The sequence below is a fragment of the Microbacterium fluminis genome (assembly GCF_051549805.1).
In the GTDB taxonomy this organism is placed as follows: domain Bacteria; phylum Actinomycetota; class Actinomycetes; order Actinomycetales; family Microbacteriaceae; genus Microbacterium.
The window spans coordinates 2094688-2110094 of sequence record NZ_CP196042.1 but is presented as its reverse complement, the minus strand read 5'-3'; the positions used below and the strand labels follow the sequence as shown (position 1 = coordinate 2110094).

Here is a 15407-nt window from a genome sequence, read left to right as displayed (position 1 = left end):
TCTTCTGGGGAGTCCGTCGCGGCCTGGTGCCGCCGCGGCGGAGGTCTAGGACGCGGCTGCCGCCTCGGCGACGACGTCCACCAGCGACGACTGGTCGACGTGGTGGCAGGCCACGCGTGCGGCGCCGTGCGGCGCGAGCGCGGGATCGGTCTCGCGGCACAGCTTCTGTCGCGATTCGTCGATCAGCGCGTACAGCGGGCACCGGGTGCGGAAGCGGCATCCGCTGATCTCCTGCGTCGGACTCGGCAGGTCGCCCTGCAGCAGGATGCGGGTGCGTCCCCGCTCGATGCGCGGATCGGGGATCGGCGCGGCCGAGATCAGCGCCTTGGTGTACGGATGCCGCGGGCGGGAGAACACCTCGCCGATCGGCCCCTGCTCGACCACCGCGCCGAGGTACATCACCGCCACGTCGTCGGCCATCTGCCGCACCACGGCGAGGTCGTGCGCGACGAAGACGTAGGAGAGGCCGAGGCGGTCCTTGAGGTCTTCGAGGAGGTTGATGATTCCGGCCTGGATCGACACGTCGAGGGCGGAGAGCGGTTCGTCGAGCACGATCACCGACGGGTCGGTGGCCAGTGCCCGAGCGATCCCGATGCGCTGCCGCTGACCGCCGGAGAACTCATGCGGATAGCGGTCGGCCATCGCCGGGTCGAGGCCGACCAGGTCGAGCAGCTCCACCACGCGCTGATCGCGGGTCGCCTTGGACGCGCCCTGCACGAGCAGTGGCTCGCTGATCACCTCGCCGATCGGGAGGCGGGGATCGATCGCGCCCATCGGGTCCTGGAAGACGATCTGCACGTCTTTTCGCAGACCCTTGAGGTCGGTGCGCGAGAGCGTCGAGACGTCCTTGCCGTGGATCGTGATCCGCCCGTGCTGGGGCTTGGTCATCTCCATGATCTCGAGGATCGTGGTGGTCTTGCCGCATCCCGACTCGCCCACCAGCCCCAGGGTGCGCCCGGGCCGCAGGTGGAAGCTCACGCCGTCGACGGCGCGGACGGTGCCGATGCGCCGGGGGAAGACCGCGCCCTTCATCAGCGGGAAATGGCGCTTGAGGTCTTCGACCACGATCACCGGGGCGTCGTCGGTGTCGGCGATCTCATCCGCGGGCAGCGGCTCGGGCCGCGGGAACACCTCTGCGCGGGTCAGCTCGCCCCGGGCGATCTCGCCCGAGCGGATGCACGCCGCCAGGTGCGGCGGCTCGCTGCCGGGGTCGTAGGCCTGCAGCTCGGGCTCCACCGATCGGCATTCGTCGATCGCGATCGGGCAGCGCGCGGCGAACGGACATCCGCGCGGGAGCCGGCTCAGCGACGGCGGGCGCCCCTCGAGCGGGACGAGTCGCTGGCTGCCGGCGGTGAGCATGTTCGGCACCGAACGCAGCAGACCGATCGAGTACGGCATGTGCGGCTCGTGGAAGATCTGATCGGTGGTGCCGATCTCGACCAGCTTGCCCGCATACATCACGCCCACGCGGTCGGCGTGGCCGGCGACCACGCCGAGGTCGTGGGTGATGAGCACCACGGCGGCGCCGGTGATGTCCTTGGCCGTCTCGAGCACCTCGAGGATCTGCGCCTGGATCGTCACGTCGAGGGCCGTGGTCGGCTCGTCGGCGATGATCACCTTCGGGTCGTTCGCGATCGCCATCGCGATCATCGCGCGCTGGCGCATGCCGCCCGAGTACTCGTGCGGGAACGCGCGCGCCCGACGGGTGGCGTCGGGGATGCCCACGGTCTTCAGCAGCTCGATCGCGCGCGCCTCGGCGGCCTGCGCGGACAGGCGCGCATCGTGGAGGCGCAGCGCCTCGCCGATCTGATGACCGACCGAGTACACCGGGGTGAGCGCCGACAGCGGGTCCTGGAAGACCATCGCCAGCTCCTTGCCGCGGATGCGGGAGAGCTGCGCGTCGTCCATGCCCAGCAGCGACCGACCCTCGAACTCGATCGCGCCGTCGACCTGGGCGGTCGACGGCAGCAGGCCCATCACCGCGAGCGAGGACACCGACTTGCCCGAGCCCGACTCCCCCACGATCCCGAGGAACTCGCCGGGGTGGATGTCGTACGAGATGCCGCGCACGGCCTGCACGGGGTCGGCGCCGCGCTGCGGGAACGTCACGCTGAGGTCGCGCACCGACAACAGCGGCGTGCCGGAGCGATCGCGCCGGGAGGCCGGGATCTGCACGATCGGATCAGCCACGGTTCACCCCCGAGGTCGGGTCGATCGCATCGCGCAGGGCATCGCCGATCAGACTGATCGCGAACAGGAGCGCGATCAGCACCATCGCGGGGAAGACGAACAGCCACGGCCGGGTGAGCGCGGCGGCGGTGCCGTCGGCCAGCAACGTGCCGAGCGAGACATCCGGCTTCTGCACGCCGAAGCCGAAGTAGCTCAGCGACGTCTCCGAGAGGATCGCGGTCACCACCCCGAGTGTGGCGTCGATGATGAGGAGCGACGCGATGTTGGGGATGATGTGCCGGCGCAGGATCGCGCCCGTGGGCATGCCCATGTAGCGTGCGGCACGCACGAAGTCGCGGTTGCGCAGCGAACGGGTCTGACTGCGCACCACCTGCGCCATGATCATCCAGCTGAAGATCGCCAGGAACACCGTGAGCGCCACCCACGACAGGCCTTTGTAGATCGGGCTCAGCAGCACGAGGATGAAGAACGACGGGATCACCAGCAGCAGGTGCACGAACCAGCCGATCACCTTGTCGGGCCAGCCGCCCAGGTAGCCGGCGGCCGATCCCACCACGGCGGCGATGATCGTCGCGACCGGCCCGGCGATCAATCCGATCACGAGCGACTTCTGCAGCCCCGACAGGGTCTGGGCGTAGATGTCCTGGCCGATCGAGTTCGTGCCGAACCAGTGCATGAGCGTGGGGCCCATGTTCATGTTGTAGACGTCGCGGTCGGTCGGCGAGAACGGGTACAGCAGCGGCCCGGTGAACGCCCACAGCACGATGAAGGCGAACACCCCCGCCCCCACCCAGAATCGCGGCATGCTCTTGAGGCGCAGCCACACCAGCCGGTTGCGCGACAGCGGACGGCGCGCCCCCGTCACGACGGCGTCGGCGTCGAGGGATGCCTCGACCGCCTCCTCCTGCAGAACGGTCACGTCAGCTCCTCACTCGCGGGTCGAGTGCCGCGTAGAGCACTTCTGAGAGGGTCGACGACAGCAGCACCAGCACGGCGATGTAGAGGGTGGACCCCGCCATCACGTTGATGTCGTTCTTCGTCACCGCCTCGAGGGTGAACTGGCCCATTCCGCGCCAGCTGAAGACGATCTCGAGCATCGCCGAGCCGGCGATGAGCGTGCCGAAGCTGTAGGCGAAGAACGTCGTCATCGGGATGAGCGCGATGCGCACGCCGTGGCGCACGAGCGCGCTGTTGCGCCGCAGGCCCTTCGCGCGCGCCGTGCGGATGTAGTCGGCGCCCAGCACGTCCAGCATGACGCTGCGCTGGTAGCGGGAGTACGAGGCGGCGCCGATCAGCGCGAGAGCGATCGTGGGCAGCAGGAGGTGGATGGCCCGATCCAGCGCGAGATCCCACCAGCTGCCCGATATCCCCGCGGTGTACTCGCCGGTGAAGCGGATCGCCTGGGTGCCGATGAGGTTGTTGAACGAGGTGGCACCGATCATCAGCAGGACGCCGATGACGAACGTGGGCATCGCGAAGACGAGGAACGACGAATAGGTCACGATCTGATCGCTGGCGCGGTACTGCCGCACCGCGCCCCAGACCCCGAGGATCACGCCGAGGACGGCGCCGATCAGCGAGCCGATCAGCAGGAGCCGCAGACTCGCCCCCGATCGGGCGATGATCTCCTCGGTGACCTGCTGACCGCCCACCGTGGTGCCGAGCGAGAAGTGCGTGAACAGGTTGACGAGCCAGTTCCACAGGCGCACGAGCACCGGCACGTCGGGATTGACGCCCATCGCGTTCAGCGACGCGTCGATCGACTCCTGCGGCGGGCGGGGGTTCTTGCCGTAGAACCGCTCGGCGGGATCGAGTACGAGACTCGCCAGGATGTAGGCCATGCAGGTCGCGACCAGGCTGAGGATCGCGTAGTTGATGAATCTCCGGACGATGTACAGGGTCATCGAGTGGTTCCCACGTGCTGGTTCAGGGCAGTCAGAGACGTCATCGTCGATCTTTCATCGAGCGGTCGCCGCCTGGTGGGCCGCGGCCTCGGAGGGTTCCCGGGTGTCACCCGGTGAATCGACCCTAACCCTGCGTTCCACCATGAACGCGAGCTGTGAGGAGTCTTTGCACGAACGTAACATTTCGTGACGAGCTCGCAAAATGCATCGGATCAGGATGCCGCACGCATCAGTGCGATCAGGAAGGTCCGCCCGTGATGAGCACGGCGACAACCGCCCACACGACGAGCCCGACCAGGACTCCCGTCGCCGGAAGGTCCCACGAGCGCGTCGCGACGCCTCCGCGGGCGTCCGAGCCGACCGCGGACTGCCATTGATCGCGGATGAGCTCGACCTCTCGGAGCGCCGGAGGCTCGCGGTGGGCGCGGTCGGCATCGGCCCTTCTCGGACGGCCTGGCCTGCCCGCGACCGGGCCTCCGAAGGCCCTGAGCTGTTTCGCACCTTCACCGTCGCCGAGGACCAGCACCACCTGATAGCGCAGGCGGATGTCGGTCACGACGCTCCAGGGGACCCGGGTGCGACGGAGATAGTTCTGCACGGTCGCACCCGAGGCATCCGTCTGGATCATCGACGCGAACATCGTGACGTAGATGCCCCACAGCACCAGCAGCACCCACGGGGCCAGCAGCAGCATCTGCCCCCAGCCGGCGCGCAGCACGGCGTCGCCGAGGAGGAACACCGCCACCGCGCCGGCGACGATGAGCGTGACCGTGCCGGAGGTGGCACGGAAGACGCGGCGCGATGCCGCATCCCCCGTGCCGGGACCGGAGCCGCTCAGAGTCCGCCGCCCGCGCCGCCGCCCAGCGGGATCGAGGCGCCGGGGATCGCGTCGAGCAGGCGTCGCGTGTAGTCCTCGGACGGGTTGGCGAAGATCTCGTCGACCGTGCCCTGCTCGACCACCTTGCCGCGCTCCATGACGCACACCAGGTCCGCCGCCACGCGCACGACGGCGAGGTCGTGGGTGATGAACAGGTAGGTGAGGCCGAGCTCGGACTGCAGTTCGGCGAGCAGCTTCAGGATCTGGTCCTGCACCAGCACGTCGAGCGCCGACACCGCCTCGTCGAGGATGACGATGTCGGGCTTGAGCGCCAGGGCGCGCGCGATGGCGACGCGCTGACGCTGACCGCCGGACAGCTCGTTGGCGTAGCGCGTGGCGAGCTCCTGCGGCAGCGACACCTGGTCGAGCAGCTCCTTCACCCGCGTGCGGCGCGACGCCTGATCGCCGACCTTGTGGATGTTGAGCGGCTCGGCGATCGTGTTGCCGATGTTGCGCAGCGGATCGATGGATCCGTACGGGTCCTGGAAGACCGGCTGCATGCGGCGACGCAGGTCGAACACCTCGCTGCTGCGGAGAGCGGCGATGTTCTTCCCGTCGATCTCGATCGAGCCGGAGGTCGCGGGCTCGAGCGCCAGGACCATCTTCGCGACGGTGGACTTGCCCGACCCGGATTCGCCCACGAGGGCGAGGGTCTTGCCGCGCGGGATGTCGAACGACACCCCGTCGACCGCGCGGAACGGGATGCTGCGGAAACCGCCCTGCCGGATCTTGTAGTCCTTGGTGAGGTCGCGGACACGGAGCGTCGGCGGGATCGCGGCGACATCCTCCATCGTCTCGATGCCGCGGTCCTCCGCGCGGGCCTGGATGCGCTGCGACGCGAGGCTGGGCGCCGCCGCGACGAGCCGCTTCGTGTACGGGTGCACCGGGTTCTCGAGGATGAGACGGCTGGGACCGGCCTCGACGATCTCGCCGTCCTTCATGACGACGATCCGCTCGGCGCGCTCGGCCGCGAGGCCCAGGTCGTGCGTGATCAGGAGCACCGAGGTGCCCTTCTCGCGCGTGAGCTTCGCCATGTGGTCGAGGATGACGCGCTGCACTGTGACGTCGAGCGCCGAGGTGGGCTCGTCGGCGATGAGCAGCTGCGGGTCGGCCGCGAGGCCGATGCCGATCAGCGCGCGCTGGCGCATTCCGCCGGAGAACTGGTGCGGGAACTGGTGCAGCCGCTTGTCGGCGTCGGACAGACCCGCCTGCTGCAGCACCTCGATGGCCCGCGCCTCGACGGCCTTGCGACCGGTGGCGATGCCGTTCGCGCGCACCGCCTCCTTGACCTGGAAGCCGATGGACCACACCGGGTTGAGGTTGGACATCGGGTCCTGCGGCACGTAGCCGATCTCGCGACCGCGCACGCGCTCCATCTCGGTGCGGGTGAGCTCGGTGAGCTCCGTGCCGTCCAGCGTGATGCTGCCGGCGGTCACCGTACCCGTGCCGGGGAGCAGGTTCACGATCGCGGACGCCGTCGTGGACTTGCCCGAGCCCGACTCGCCCACGATGGCGACGGTCTCGCCGGGGAAGATGTCGAAGCTGACGCCGTGCAGGACCTCCCGCGCGCCGAACGCGACCTTCAGATCGCGGATGCTCAGCAGCGGGGTGGCGGGAGTGGTTCCGCTCATCGGCGCGCCCTCGCTCTCGGGTCGATGGCGTCTCGGATGAGCTCGCCCAGAAGGATGAACGCCAGCACCGTCACGGTGAGCGCGAGGGACGGCCAGATGAGAGCCATCGGTGCGACGCGCAACGACTGCTGGGCCTGGCTGATGTCGTTGCCCCACGACATGACGCTGCCGCCGAGCCCGACGCCGAGGAACGACAGGGTCGCCTCCGCGACGATCGCCGCGGCGAGGCTGATCGTGGTGACGACCAGCAGCGGCGCGATGGCGTTCGGGATCACGTGGCTCAGCAGGATGCGGAAGCGCGACTGCCCGAGCGCACGCGAGGCCATCACGAAGTCGGCCTGCCTCACGCGCAGCACCTCGGCGCGCACGACGCGGGCGGTGGACGCCCAGGCGAACCCGCCGATCGCGAACGCCAGCGTGAACACGTTGCGGTACTGGGAGAACACGCTCATCACCACGATGGCGGCGAGGATGTAGGGGATCGAGAAGAAGATGTCGCCGATGCGCGACAGCAGCGAGTCGAGCCATCCGCCGTAGAAGCCGGCCAGCGCGCCCATGATCAGGCCGATGATCGTGCCGATCGCGGTGGCGATGAGACCGACGCTCAGCGACGTCTGCGCTCCCCACACGATGCGCGCGAAGGTGTCGCAGCCCTGGAAGGTGAAGCCCAGGGGGTGCCCGGGCGCCGGGCCTCCGTTGCTGTTGGCGAGCTGGCAGTCGCGGTCGGGCGGCACCTGGGTGAACAGGGTCGGCCAGATCGCCATCAGGATGATGACGGCCATGACGGCCAGCGCGATCCAGAAGGTGGGCCGACGACGCAGATCGCGCCAGGCATCCAGCCAGAGGTTGCTCTTCTTGTCGGCGATGTGGAGGACGTCCACCGCGACCGTGTCGGACTTGATCGGCGCGACGTAATGCTCTGTGGAGACGGGGCCACCGCCCTGGACGTTATTTGACATAGCGGATCCTCGGGTCCAGGAAGCCGTACAGGAGGTCGATGACGAGGTTGACCAGCACGTAGATGATGACGAAGACGGTCACGAACGACACGACCGTGGGGCCCTCGCCGCGGGTGACCGCCTGGTACAGCGTGTTGCCGACGCCGGGGATGTTGAAGATGCCCTCGGTGACGGTGGCGCCGACGAGGAGCACGCCGAAGTTCGTCGCGGAGTTGGTGATGACCGGGATGAGCGAGTTGCGCAGCACGTGCACGGGGATGACGCGGTGTCGCGGCAGGCCCTTGCTGTAGGCGGTGCGCACCCAGTCCTGGTTGAGCGTGTCGATGACCGAGCCGCGCATCAGGCGCATGCTCGTCGCGAACAGGCTGAACCCGAGCACGAGGGCCGGCAGCCACAGGTCGCCCCAGTTGTTCTGCGATCCGACCGTCGGTTTGAACCACCCGAGCTGGATCGCCAGGAAGTACTGCGCGAGGAAGCAGAACACGAAGATCGGCAGCGCCACGAACAGCAGCGCGACCACGAGCGAGACGTTGTCGAACAGCTTGCCCTTGCGGATCGCCGAGACGGTGCCGATGATGATCGCCAGCGTGAACTCGATCGCGATCGCCATGATCGCGAGGCGGCCGGTGACGGGCAGCGTGCGGGCGAGGACCTCGTTCACGGACTGTCCGGAGAAGGTCGTGCCGAGGTCACCGCGGAAGACGCCGGTGACGTAGTAGAAGTACTGGACGATGAAGGGCTGGTCCAGGTGGTACTGCGCACGCAGGGCTTCGATGACCTGCGGTGCGGGGGTGCGCTCGCCGAAGAGACCGAGGATCGGGTCTCCCGGCATCGCGAACACCATGAAGTAGATGAGCAGCGTGGCCCCGAAGAAGACGGGGATCACCTGCAGCAGACGTCTGAGGATGTAGCCGAGCATCCGCTCTCTTTCCGAACGTGGGGACTGCGTCGCGCGATGCCGCACGTACGAGCTGATGACAGCATCGTGCCGCGTGCGGCGCCCTGGCGCGAGGGGGTGGCTGAGCAGGCCGCGAGGCGGTGACGAATCGCCACCGCCTCGCGGTCGGGTCAGGAAGCGTTACTGCTTCGTGATCTCGTAGTACAGCGGCACGGAGTTCCAGCCGAACTGGACGTTCTGCACCTGGTCGCTGAAGCCACCGTCGACGTTCGAGTACCAGAGCGGGATCGCCGGCAGGTCCTTCAGGAGGACCTCCTGAGCCTTCTGGAAGTCGCTGTTCTGGGTGGCGGTATCGGTCGAGCTGATGCCGTCCGAGAGCAGCTTGTCGAACTCGGCGCTGGAGTAGTCACCGTCGTTGGACGAGGCGTTGGTCGCGTAGAGCGGCCCGAGGAAGTTGTACAGACCCGGGTAGTCGGCCTGCCAACCGGTGCGGAACGCCGTCTGGATGGTGCGGCCGGTGATCGCGCTGCGCGCCTCCTTGAACGTCGGGTACGGAGCGCCGGAGGCGTCGATCCCGAGGGTGTTCTTGATGGAGTTGGTCACCGCGTCGACCCACGGCTGGTGTCCGCCGTCGGAGTTGTACGCGATCTGGAAGGTGCCCGTCCACGGCGAGATGGCGTCGGCCTTGGCCCACAGGTCCTTCGCCTTGGCGGCGTCGAACTTCAGCACGTCGGCACCCGTGAGGGAGTCCGACCAGCCCGCGATGACCGGCGAGGTGAAGTCGCTGGCGGGGGTGCGGGTGTCCTGGAAGATCGTCTTGGTGATCTCCGGGCGGTTGATCGACATCGAGATCGCCTGACGACGCAGCATTCCCTCTTCGCCCGAGAAGTGCGCGAGGCGCTCCGGGATCGTGAAGGACTGGAAGATCGCGGCCGGCTGGTTGACCGCGCGGTCGCCCAGGTCGGTCTGGAACGTGGCCAGCGACGACGACGGGATGCCGTCGATGACGTCGACGTTGCCGCCCAGGAGGTCGGCGTAGGCGGCATCCTGCGTCGCGTAGAAGACGATCTTCAGACCGCCGTTCTTCGCGGCACGGCCACCCTGGTAGTCGGCGTTCTTGACCAGGTCGATCTGCACGTTGTGCTGCCACGCACCCGTCGAGGCCAGCTTGTACGGGCCGTTGCCGACGGGGTTCTCACCGAACGCGGCCATGTCGGTGAACGCCGAATCGGGCAGCGGGAAGAACGCGGAGTAGCCCAGGCGCAGCGCGAAGTCGGCGGCGGGCTTGGTGAGCGCGATCGTGAAGGTGTAGTCGTCGACCTTCACGAGGCCCGTGAGCGGGGAGTCGGCGTCGTAGCTGAAGCCCTTGATGTCCTCGAAGAAGTAGCTGTTGAGCTGCTTGTTTGACAGGAGCGCGCCGTAGTTCCAGGCCTTGATGAAGTTGTCGGCCTTGACCTCGGTGCCGTCGGAGAACTTCTGGCCCTGCTTGATCTTGACCGTCAGGTTCTGCGGGTCGTCGACCGTGATCGACTCCGCCATGTCGTTGACCGGGGCGCCCGTGGCGTCGTAGTAGACCAGACCGGCGAAGATCGAGTCGAGGATCTTGCCGCCGCCGACCTCGTTCGTGTTGGTCGGGATCAGCGGGTTCTGCGGCTCGGAGCCGTTGGTGCTGACGATGGCGGTGGCGTTGCCGCCGCCCGATCCGGTGCTGGTGCCGCCGCCACCGCCGGCGCAGCCGGCGAGCGCGATGCTCCCGGCAGCCAGCAGCGCGATGCCCGCGAGGGCGATCTTGGAGCGCTTCAATTTATCCTCCTGTGCAAGGGTGATGCGCCCTCAGCGGAGCCGGGGCATGCTGGGGCGCGGATAGGGAAACACTAAGTAAACGCCGCGCTGTGGTCAAAACGGTCGGCGAAAACGTTACAGACCTTTAACTCAACCGAGTCCTGGTATGGCAATCTGACAAGGTGAGCGCCGATTCGTCCGAGAACCAGTGGCGGGATGCCTCTCCCGCCGCATCCTGGGGGCAGATCGCCCGGTCCCGACGGTGGTGGGAGATCGGCCTCGTCCTGGCTGTCACGGTGGGCCAGTCCGCGGTGTACTCCGTGCTCTCGCTGGTGCGCCGCCTGCTCACCCCGACCCCGCTCGGGCAGCAGCAGACGCAGCTGAATCCGACGCAGGACACGGCCGCCCTGTGGGACGTGATCTACCAGACGCTCGCTGTCTTCTTCGACCTCGCCCTCGTCGGACTGGTCGTGTACCTGCTGTGGGAGCCGGGCGCGAGCGCCCTGCGGCGCATCGGGCTGGATTTCCGCCGGTTCGGCGGCGACGTGGGGCGCGGCATCCTGCTCATCGTCGTCATCGGCGTGCCGGGGCTCGCCCTCTACGCGGCGGGGCGGGCGCTGGGGATCACGGTCCAGGTGCAGGCGGCGCCGCTGGACGCCGCGTGGTACACGGTGCCGCTGCTGATCCTCTCGGCCCTGCGCGCGGGGCTCACCGAAGAGGTGATCTTCCTCGGGTACCTGTTCGACCGGCTGCGGCGGCAGGGGTGGGGACCGTGGACGATCATCCTGTCCACCGCGGCGCTGCGCGCGGCCTACCACGCCTATCAGGGCATCGGACCGATCTTCGGCAACTTCGTGATGGGTCTGGTGTTCGGCTGGTGCTACCGGCGCTGGGGCCGCGTGATGCCGCTCGTCGTCGCCCACACGCTGATCGACGTCATCGCGTTCGTCGGGTACCCGCTCGCCGTGGCCCTGTGGCCCGCCCTGTTCGGCCCCGTGCCGGCCCCGACTCCCTCGGGGTCCCTCTCCCCCACGCCGACGGTCTCGCCCACGCCCTGAGCTCGCGCATCCGTCCACTGTCCGCTCGCCGCGCCCTGGCCCCCGGCATCCGCCGTTCCTCAGCGAGACTGCACTCCGGCATCGAGACCGCTGCGGACCGCCTGTGCCTCGATGCCGGAGTGCAGTCTCGGCAGGTCGCCGAGTCCTCCCCGGGGCGACCTCGCGAGAGGGCCGTCCACAGATGTCGCGGTGAGGCGTCGGGCGGCACGGCTGACGGGCGATCTTGGACGCATGCTGATCGACAGTGGCAGGCAGTCGCCGATCGCCTTGATTCCCGCGAGAACGCACCGCAACGCGGCACGATCGACGAGGTCCGGCGACCTGGCGCGGGTCCTTCGCGGCGTCTACGCGGACGCGGCCGAATGGGGCGCGCTGACTCCGTGGGACCGATATCTCGCTCGGGTGCACGCCGCGCTCATCCACTACCCCGACGCGGCCGTGTGCCTCGAGTCGGCGGCCGTTGTGAGAGGGCTGCCGATCTTCGGCGACCCGCGAACGGTGCACCTGCTGATCGACGATGGACGCCCCTCGCGGAACGTCGGCGAGATCCAGCTGCATTCGACCCGCTCGAATCGTGGGCAGGAGTGGATCGACGGCATACGGGTCACCGCTCTCGACGACACGGTGGTCGACATCGCGCGGCTGCGGCATCACGCCGTCGGACTCGCGGTGGCCGATGCGGCTCTGCGCATCGACCTCGACCTCACCCGTGAGGCGTTCCTCGAGGAGAACGCCTCACGCGCCTCTTCGCGCGGACGCGTGCACGCGCGTTGGGCTCTCGAACGAGCCGATGCAGCGCCCGAGTCACCTCTCGAATCGATCGATCGAGCGGTGATCGGATGGCTCGGATTCCCTGAGCCCGAACTGCAGGTCACCATCGGTCCGGACCGCGTCGACAAGTGGTGGCCCACGTACGCGGTCGCCGGTGAAGGCGACGGCGATCTCAAGTACGACGGCCGATTCGGGGATCCTCAGCAGGCCATGCGACGACGCCACGAGCGCGATGCCCGCCTGTTCCGCCACGGTGCACGCAGCGTGCCGCATTGGGGGTGGGCCGAAGCCGTGGCCGTGGAACCGCTGGCCGCCATCCTCCGGTCGGCCGGCCTCCCCGTCGAGCGTGCCCGCGACCACGCCGAGCTCTTCTCCCTGCGCCGCACGCTCGGACCCGCTCTCGCACAGTGAGACTGCACTGCGGCTTCGAGACAACGGTGCACCGCCACAGTCTCGATGCGGGAGTGCAGTCTCGCTGGAACGGGGTGGGGCGGCTAGGCGAAGGCCTCGATCGGGGGGCAGGCGCACACGAGGTTGCGGTCGCCGTAGGCCTGGTCGATGCGCCGGACGGGCGGCCAGTACTTCGTGCGCACGACGCTCCGCACGGGGTACACGGCCGTCTCACGGGAGTACGGATGCTCCCACTCGCCCACGACGACCGCCTCGGCGGTGTGCGGGGCGTTCACGAGGGGATTGTCGTCGGCCGGCCACTCCCCCGCGCCCACGGCGATGGCCTCCGCCTTGATCGCGATCATGGCATCGACGAAGCGGTCGAGCTCGGCGAGGTCCTCCGACTCGGTCGGCTCGACCATGAGGGTGCCCGCGACCGGGAACGACATCGTCGGAGCGTGGAAGCCATAGTCGATGAGCCGCTTCGCGACGTCGTCGACCGTGACCCCGGTCTCCTCTCGCAGCGGGCGGAGGTCGAGGATGCACTCGTGCGCGACGAGACCCGACTCCCCCGTGTACAGCACCGGGAAGTGCTGCTTCAGCCGCGTCGCGATGTAGTTGGCCGACAGCACCGCCGCCGCCGTGGCGTCGCGCAGACCGGCGGCGCCCATCATGCGCACGTACGCCCACGAGATCGGCAGGATGCCGGCGGATCCGTAGGGTGCCGCCGAGATCGGTCCGCCGTCGAACACGTAGCCTCCGGCGTGGTCCGCGCGCTGCGCGAACGGATGCGACGGCAGATAGGGGGCGAGGTGCGCCTTGGCCGCGACGGGGCCCACGCCGGGTCCGCCACCGCCGTGCGGGATCGCGAACGTCTTGTGCAGGTTGAGGTGCGACACGTCGCCGCCGAGGTCGCCGAAGCGGGCGTAGCCCAGCAGAGCGTTGAGGTTCGCACCGTCGACGTACACCTGGCCGCCGGCGTCGTGCACGGCCTGCGTGATCTCGAGCACGTCGTGCTCGTACACCCCGTGCGTCGACGGGTACGTGATCATGAGCGCCGACAGCGTCTCGGCGTGTGCCGCGATCTTGGCCCGCAGGTCGTCGAGGTCGACGTTGCCTGCCTCGTCGCACGCGACGACGACGACCTTCATGCCCGCGAGCACCGCCGACGCGGCATTGGTGCCGTGGGCGGACGAGGGGATGAGGCACACCGTGCGGTCGGCGTCGCCGTTGGCCCGGTGGTAGCCGCGGATCGCGAGCAGCCCCGCGAGCTCGCCCTGCGAGCCCGCGTTGGGCTGCAGCGACACCGTGTCGTATCCGGTCACCTCCGCCAGCCACGTCTCGAGCTGCTCGATCATCGCGAGGTACCCGGTGACGTCGGCCGCGGGGGCGAAGGGATGCATTTGCGAGAACTCCGGCCACGACACCGCCGCCATCTCGGTGGCGGCGTTGAGCTTCATCGTGCACGAGCCGAGCGGGATCATCCCGCGGTCGAGCGCGTAGTCGCGATCGGCGAGCTGCTTGAGGTAGCGCATCATCGCCGTCTCGCTGTGATGCGTGTTGAACACGGGATGCCGGAGGTACGACTCGACGCGATGCAGCACCGCATCCACACCGGCCAGAGGCGTGGCGTCCCCGAACGGCACGACCCGCTCGCCCTGCGCGCCGGCGCCGAGGAACTCGCCCTCGGGCAGACCGAACGCCCATGCCACGGCGGCGAGGTCGTCGGCGGTGGTGGTCTCGTCGACCGACAGCCCCACCGACCCGTCGCCGGCGAGGAAGAGGTGGTAGCCGCGCTCGCGCGCCCGTTCGATCACGCGCTGCGCCGATCCGGGCACGTGCACCCGCAGCGTGTCGAAGAAGGCGTCGGAGGCGAGCGTCAGCCCGTACTCGCGCAGGCGTCCGGCGAGCGCCTCCGCCTTCTTCGCGACGTCTTCGGCGATCGCGCGCAGGCCGTTCGGGCCGTGATAGACGGCGTACATCGCGGCCATCACGGCGAGCAGCACCTGCGCGGTGCAGATGTTCGACGTCGCCTTCTCGCGACGGATGTGCTGCTCGCGCGTCTGGAGCGACAGGCGGTACGCGGGGTTGCCCGCGGCATCCTGGGACACGCCCACGAGGCGCCCGGGGAGCTGCCGCTCGAGACCCGCCCGCACCGCCATGTACCCGGCGTGCGGACCGCCGAAGCCGAGCGGCACGCCGAAGCGCTGCGTCGTTCCGACGGCGACGTCGGCCCCGAGCGAGCCGGGCGAGCGCAGCAGCGTGAGCGCGAGGAGGTCGGCGGCGACCACGACGACACCGCCCGCGGCGTGCACGGCGGCGATCGCGTCGGACGGATCCCACACCCGGCCCGTGGCGCCGGGATACTGCACGAAGGCGCCGAACGCGGCGTCCTCCGGCAGACCGTCGGCGAACGTCGTCTCGACGATGCGGATGCCGACGGCCCCGGCGCGATGCGCCAGGAGGGCCTTCGTCTGCGGCAGCGCGTCGGCGTCCACGAGGAACAGGTCGGACGTCGACCTCGAGGCGCGCCGGGCCACCAGCATCCCCTCCACCACCGCGGTGGATTCGTCGAGCATCGACGCGTTCGCCGTCGCGAGGCCCGTGAGGTCGGTCACCATCGTCTGGAAGTTGATGAGCGCCTCCAGGCGCCCCTGCGAGATCTCGGGCTGATACGGCGTGTACGCGGTGTACCACGACGGGTTCTCGAGCACGTTTCGGGCGATCACCGACGGCGTGAAGGTGTCGTAGTACCCGAGTCCGATCATGGGCCGCGCGACGCGGTTCTGCGACGCGAGCGCGCGCAGCTCGGCGAGCGCCTCGGCCTCGGTGGCCGCCGGCGGGATCGTGCTCGTCGCGCGCGGAGCGACATGGATGGATGCCGGCACCGCCGTCTGCACGAGAGCGTCGAGGCTGTCGTAGCCGACCGCCTCGAGCATCCGCTGCT

General features: G+C 69.0%; 11 protein-coding genes. 2 read left to right on the top strand and 9 right to left on the bottom strand.

The annotated features are described in order from the left end of the window. Nucleotides 1-45: 45 nt before the first annotated feature. The 8 genes from ACSJDX_RS10170 to ACSJDX_RS10135 form a co-directional block, all read right to left on the bottom strand. Nucleotides 46-2190 carry an ABC transporter ATP-binding protein gene (locus tag ACSJDX_RS10170; protein ID WP_438352565.1) on the bottom strand — a complete coding sequence of 715 codons (2145 nt, stop codon included), beginning with the start codon at nucleotides 2188-2190 and terminating at the stop codon, nucleotides 46-48. Further along, the gene (locus tag ACSJDX_RS10165) at nucleotides 2183-3109 is read right to left on the bottom strand and encodes an ABC transporter permease (RefSeq protein ID WP_438352564.1); all 927 of its coding nucleotides are present in this window, start codon (nucleotides 3107-3109) and stop codon (nucleotides 2183-2185) included. Before ACSJDX_RS10165 ends, ACSJDX_RS10170 begins: the two co-directional genes overlap by 8 nt. A 1-nt stretch (nucleotide 3110) precedes the next feature. Continuing rightward, on the bottom strand, nucleotides 3111-4094 hold the full coding sequence (locus ACSJDX_RS10160) for an ABC transporter permease (protein WP_438352563.1): 984 nt from the start codon (nucleotides 4092-4094) through the stop codon (nucleotides 3111-3113). A 238-nt stretch (nucleotides 4095-4332) separates the two neighbouring features. Continuing rightward, nucleotides 4333-4839: a hypothetical protein gene (locus tag ACSJDX_RS10155; protein WP_438352562.1), complete on the bottom strand. Its 507-nt coding sequence runs from the start codon at nucleotides 4837-4839 to the stop codon at nucleotides 4333-4335. Between the two features lie 89 nt (nucleotides 4840-4928). Continuing rightward, complete coding sequence (locus ACSJDX_RS10150) at nucleotides 4929-6602, bottom strand: dipeptide ABC transporter ATP-binding protein (RefSeq protein ID WP_438352561.1); 1674 nt, start codon at nucleotides 6600-6602, stop codon at nucleotides 4929-4931. Beyond that, entirely contained in the window at nucleotides 6599-7561 is a 963-nt protein-coding gene (locus ACSJDX_RS10145) for an ABC transporter permease (RefSeq protein WP_438352560.1), read from the bottom strand. The genes ACSJDX_RS10150 and ACSJDX_RS10145 overlap by 4 nt, the downstream gene beginning before the upstream one ends. After that, nucleotides 7551-8480 carry an ABC transporter permease gene (locus ACSJDX_RS10140; protein ID WP_438352559.1) on the bottom strand — a complete coding sequence of 310 codons (930 nt, stop codon included), beginning with the start codon at nucleotides 8478-8480 and terminating at the stop codon, nucleotides 7551-7553. Before ACSJDX_RS10140 ends, ACSJDX_RS10145 begins: the two co-directional genes overlap by 11 nt. Before the next feature lie 159 nt (nucleotides 8481-8639). Continuing rightward, nucleotides 8640-10262, bottom strand: a complete 1623-nt coding sequence (locus tag ACSJDX_RS10135) for a peptide ABC transporter substrate-binding protein (RefSeq protein ID WP_438352558.1) — start codon at nucleotides 10260-10262, stop codon at nucleotides 8640-8642. 224 nt (nucleotides 10263-10486) lie between these two features. Between ACSJDX_RS10135 and ACSJDX_RS10130 the strand changes: the two genes are divergently transcribed. Then, entirely contained in the window at nucleotides 10487-11299 is an 813-nt protein-coding gene (locus ACSJDX_RS10130; protein ID WP_438354971.1) for a CPBP family intramembrane glutamic endopeptidase, read from the top strand. A gap of 231 nt (nucleotides 11300-11530) precedes the next feature. Further along, the gene (locus ACSJDX_RS10125; protein ID WP_438352557.1) at nucleotides 11531-12481 is read left to right on the top strand and encodes a type IV toxin-antitoxin system AbiEi family antitoxin domain-containing protein; all 951 of its coding nucleotides are present in this window, start codon (nucleotides 11531-11533) and stop codon (nucleotides 12479-12481) included. 83 nt (nucleotides 12482-12564) lie between these two features. On the opposite strand, the gene gcvP is transcribed toward ACSJDX_RS10125, so the two are convergent. Beyond that, entirely contained in the window at nucleotides 12565-15399 is a 2835-nt protein-coding gene (gene gcvP, locus ACSJDX_RS10120; RefSeq protein ID WP_438354970.1) for an aminomethyl-transferring glycine dehydrogenase, read from the bottom strand. Between the last annotated feature and the right edge of the window lie 8 nt (nucleotides 15400-15407).

Bases quoted from the DNA above. Each gene is read 5' to 3' on its own strand.
- gcvP (WP_438354970.1), bottom strand. From the start codon at position 15,399: ATGCTCGAGGCGGTCGGCTACGACAGCCTCGACGCTCTCGTGCAGACG.
- ACSJDX_RS10140 (WP_438352559.1), bottom strand. From the start codon at position 8,480: ATGCTCGGCTACATCCTCAGACGTCTGCTGCAGGTGATCCCCGTCTTC.
- ACSJDX_RS10125 (WP_438352557.1), top strand. From the start codon at position 11,531: ATGCTGATCGACAGTGGCAGGCAGTCGCCGATCGCCTTGATTCCCGCG.
- ACSJDX_RS10145 (WP_438352560.1), bottom strand. From the start codon at position 7,561: ATGTCAAATAACGTCCAGGGCGGTGGCCCCGTCTCCACAGAGCATTAC.
- ACSJDX_RS10160 (WP_438352563.1), bottom strand. From the start codon at position 4,094: ATGACCCTGTACATCGTCCGGAGATTCATCAACTACGCGATCCTCAGC.
- ACSJDX_RS10150 (WP_438352561.1), bottom strand. From the start codon at position 6,602: ATGAGCGGAACCACTCCCGCCACCCCGCTGCTGAGCATCCGCGATCTG.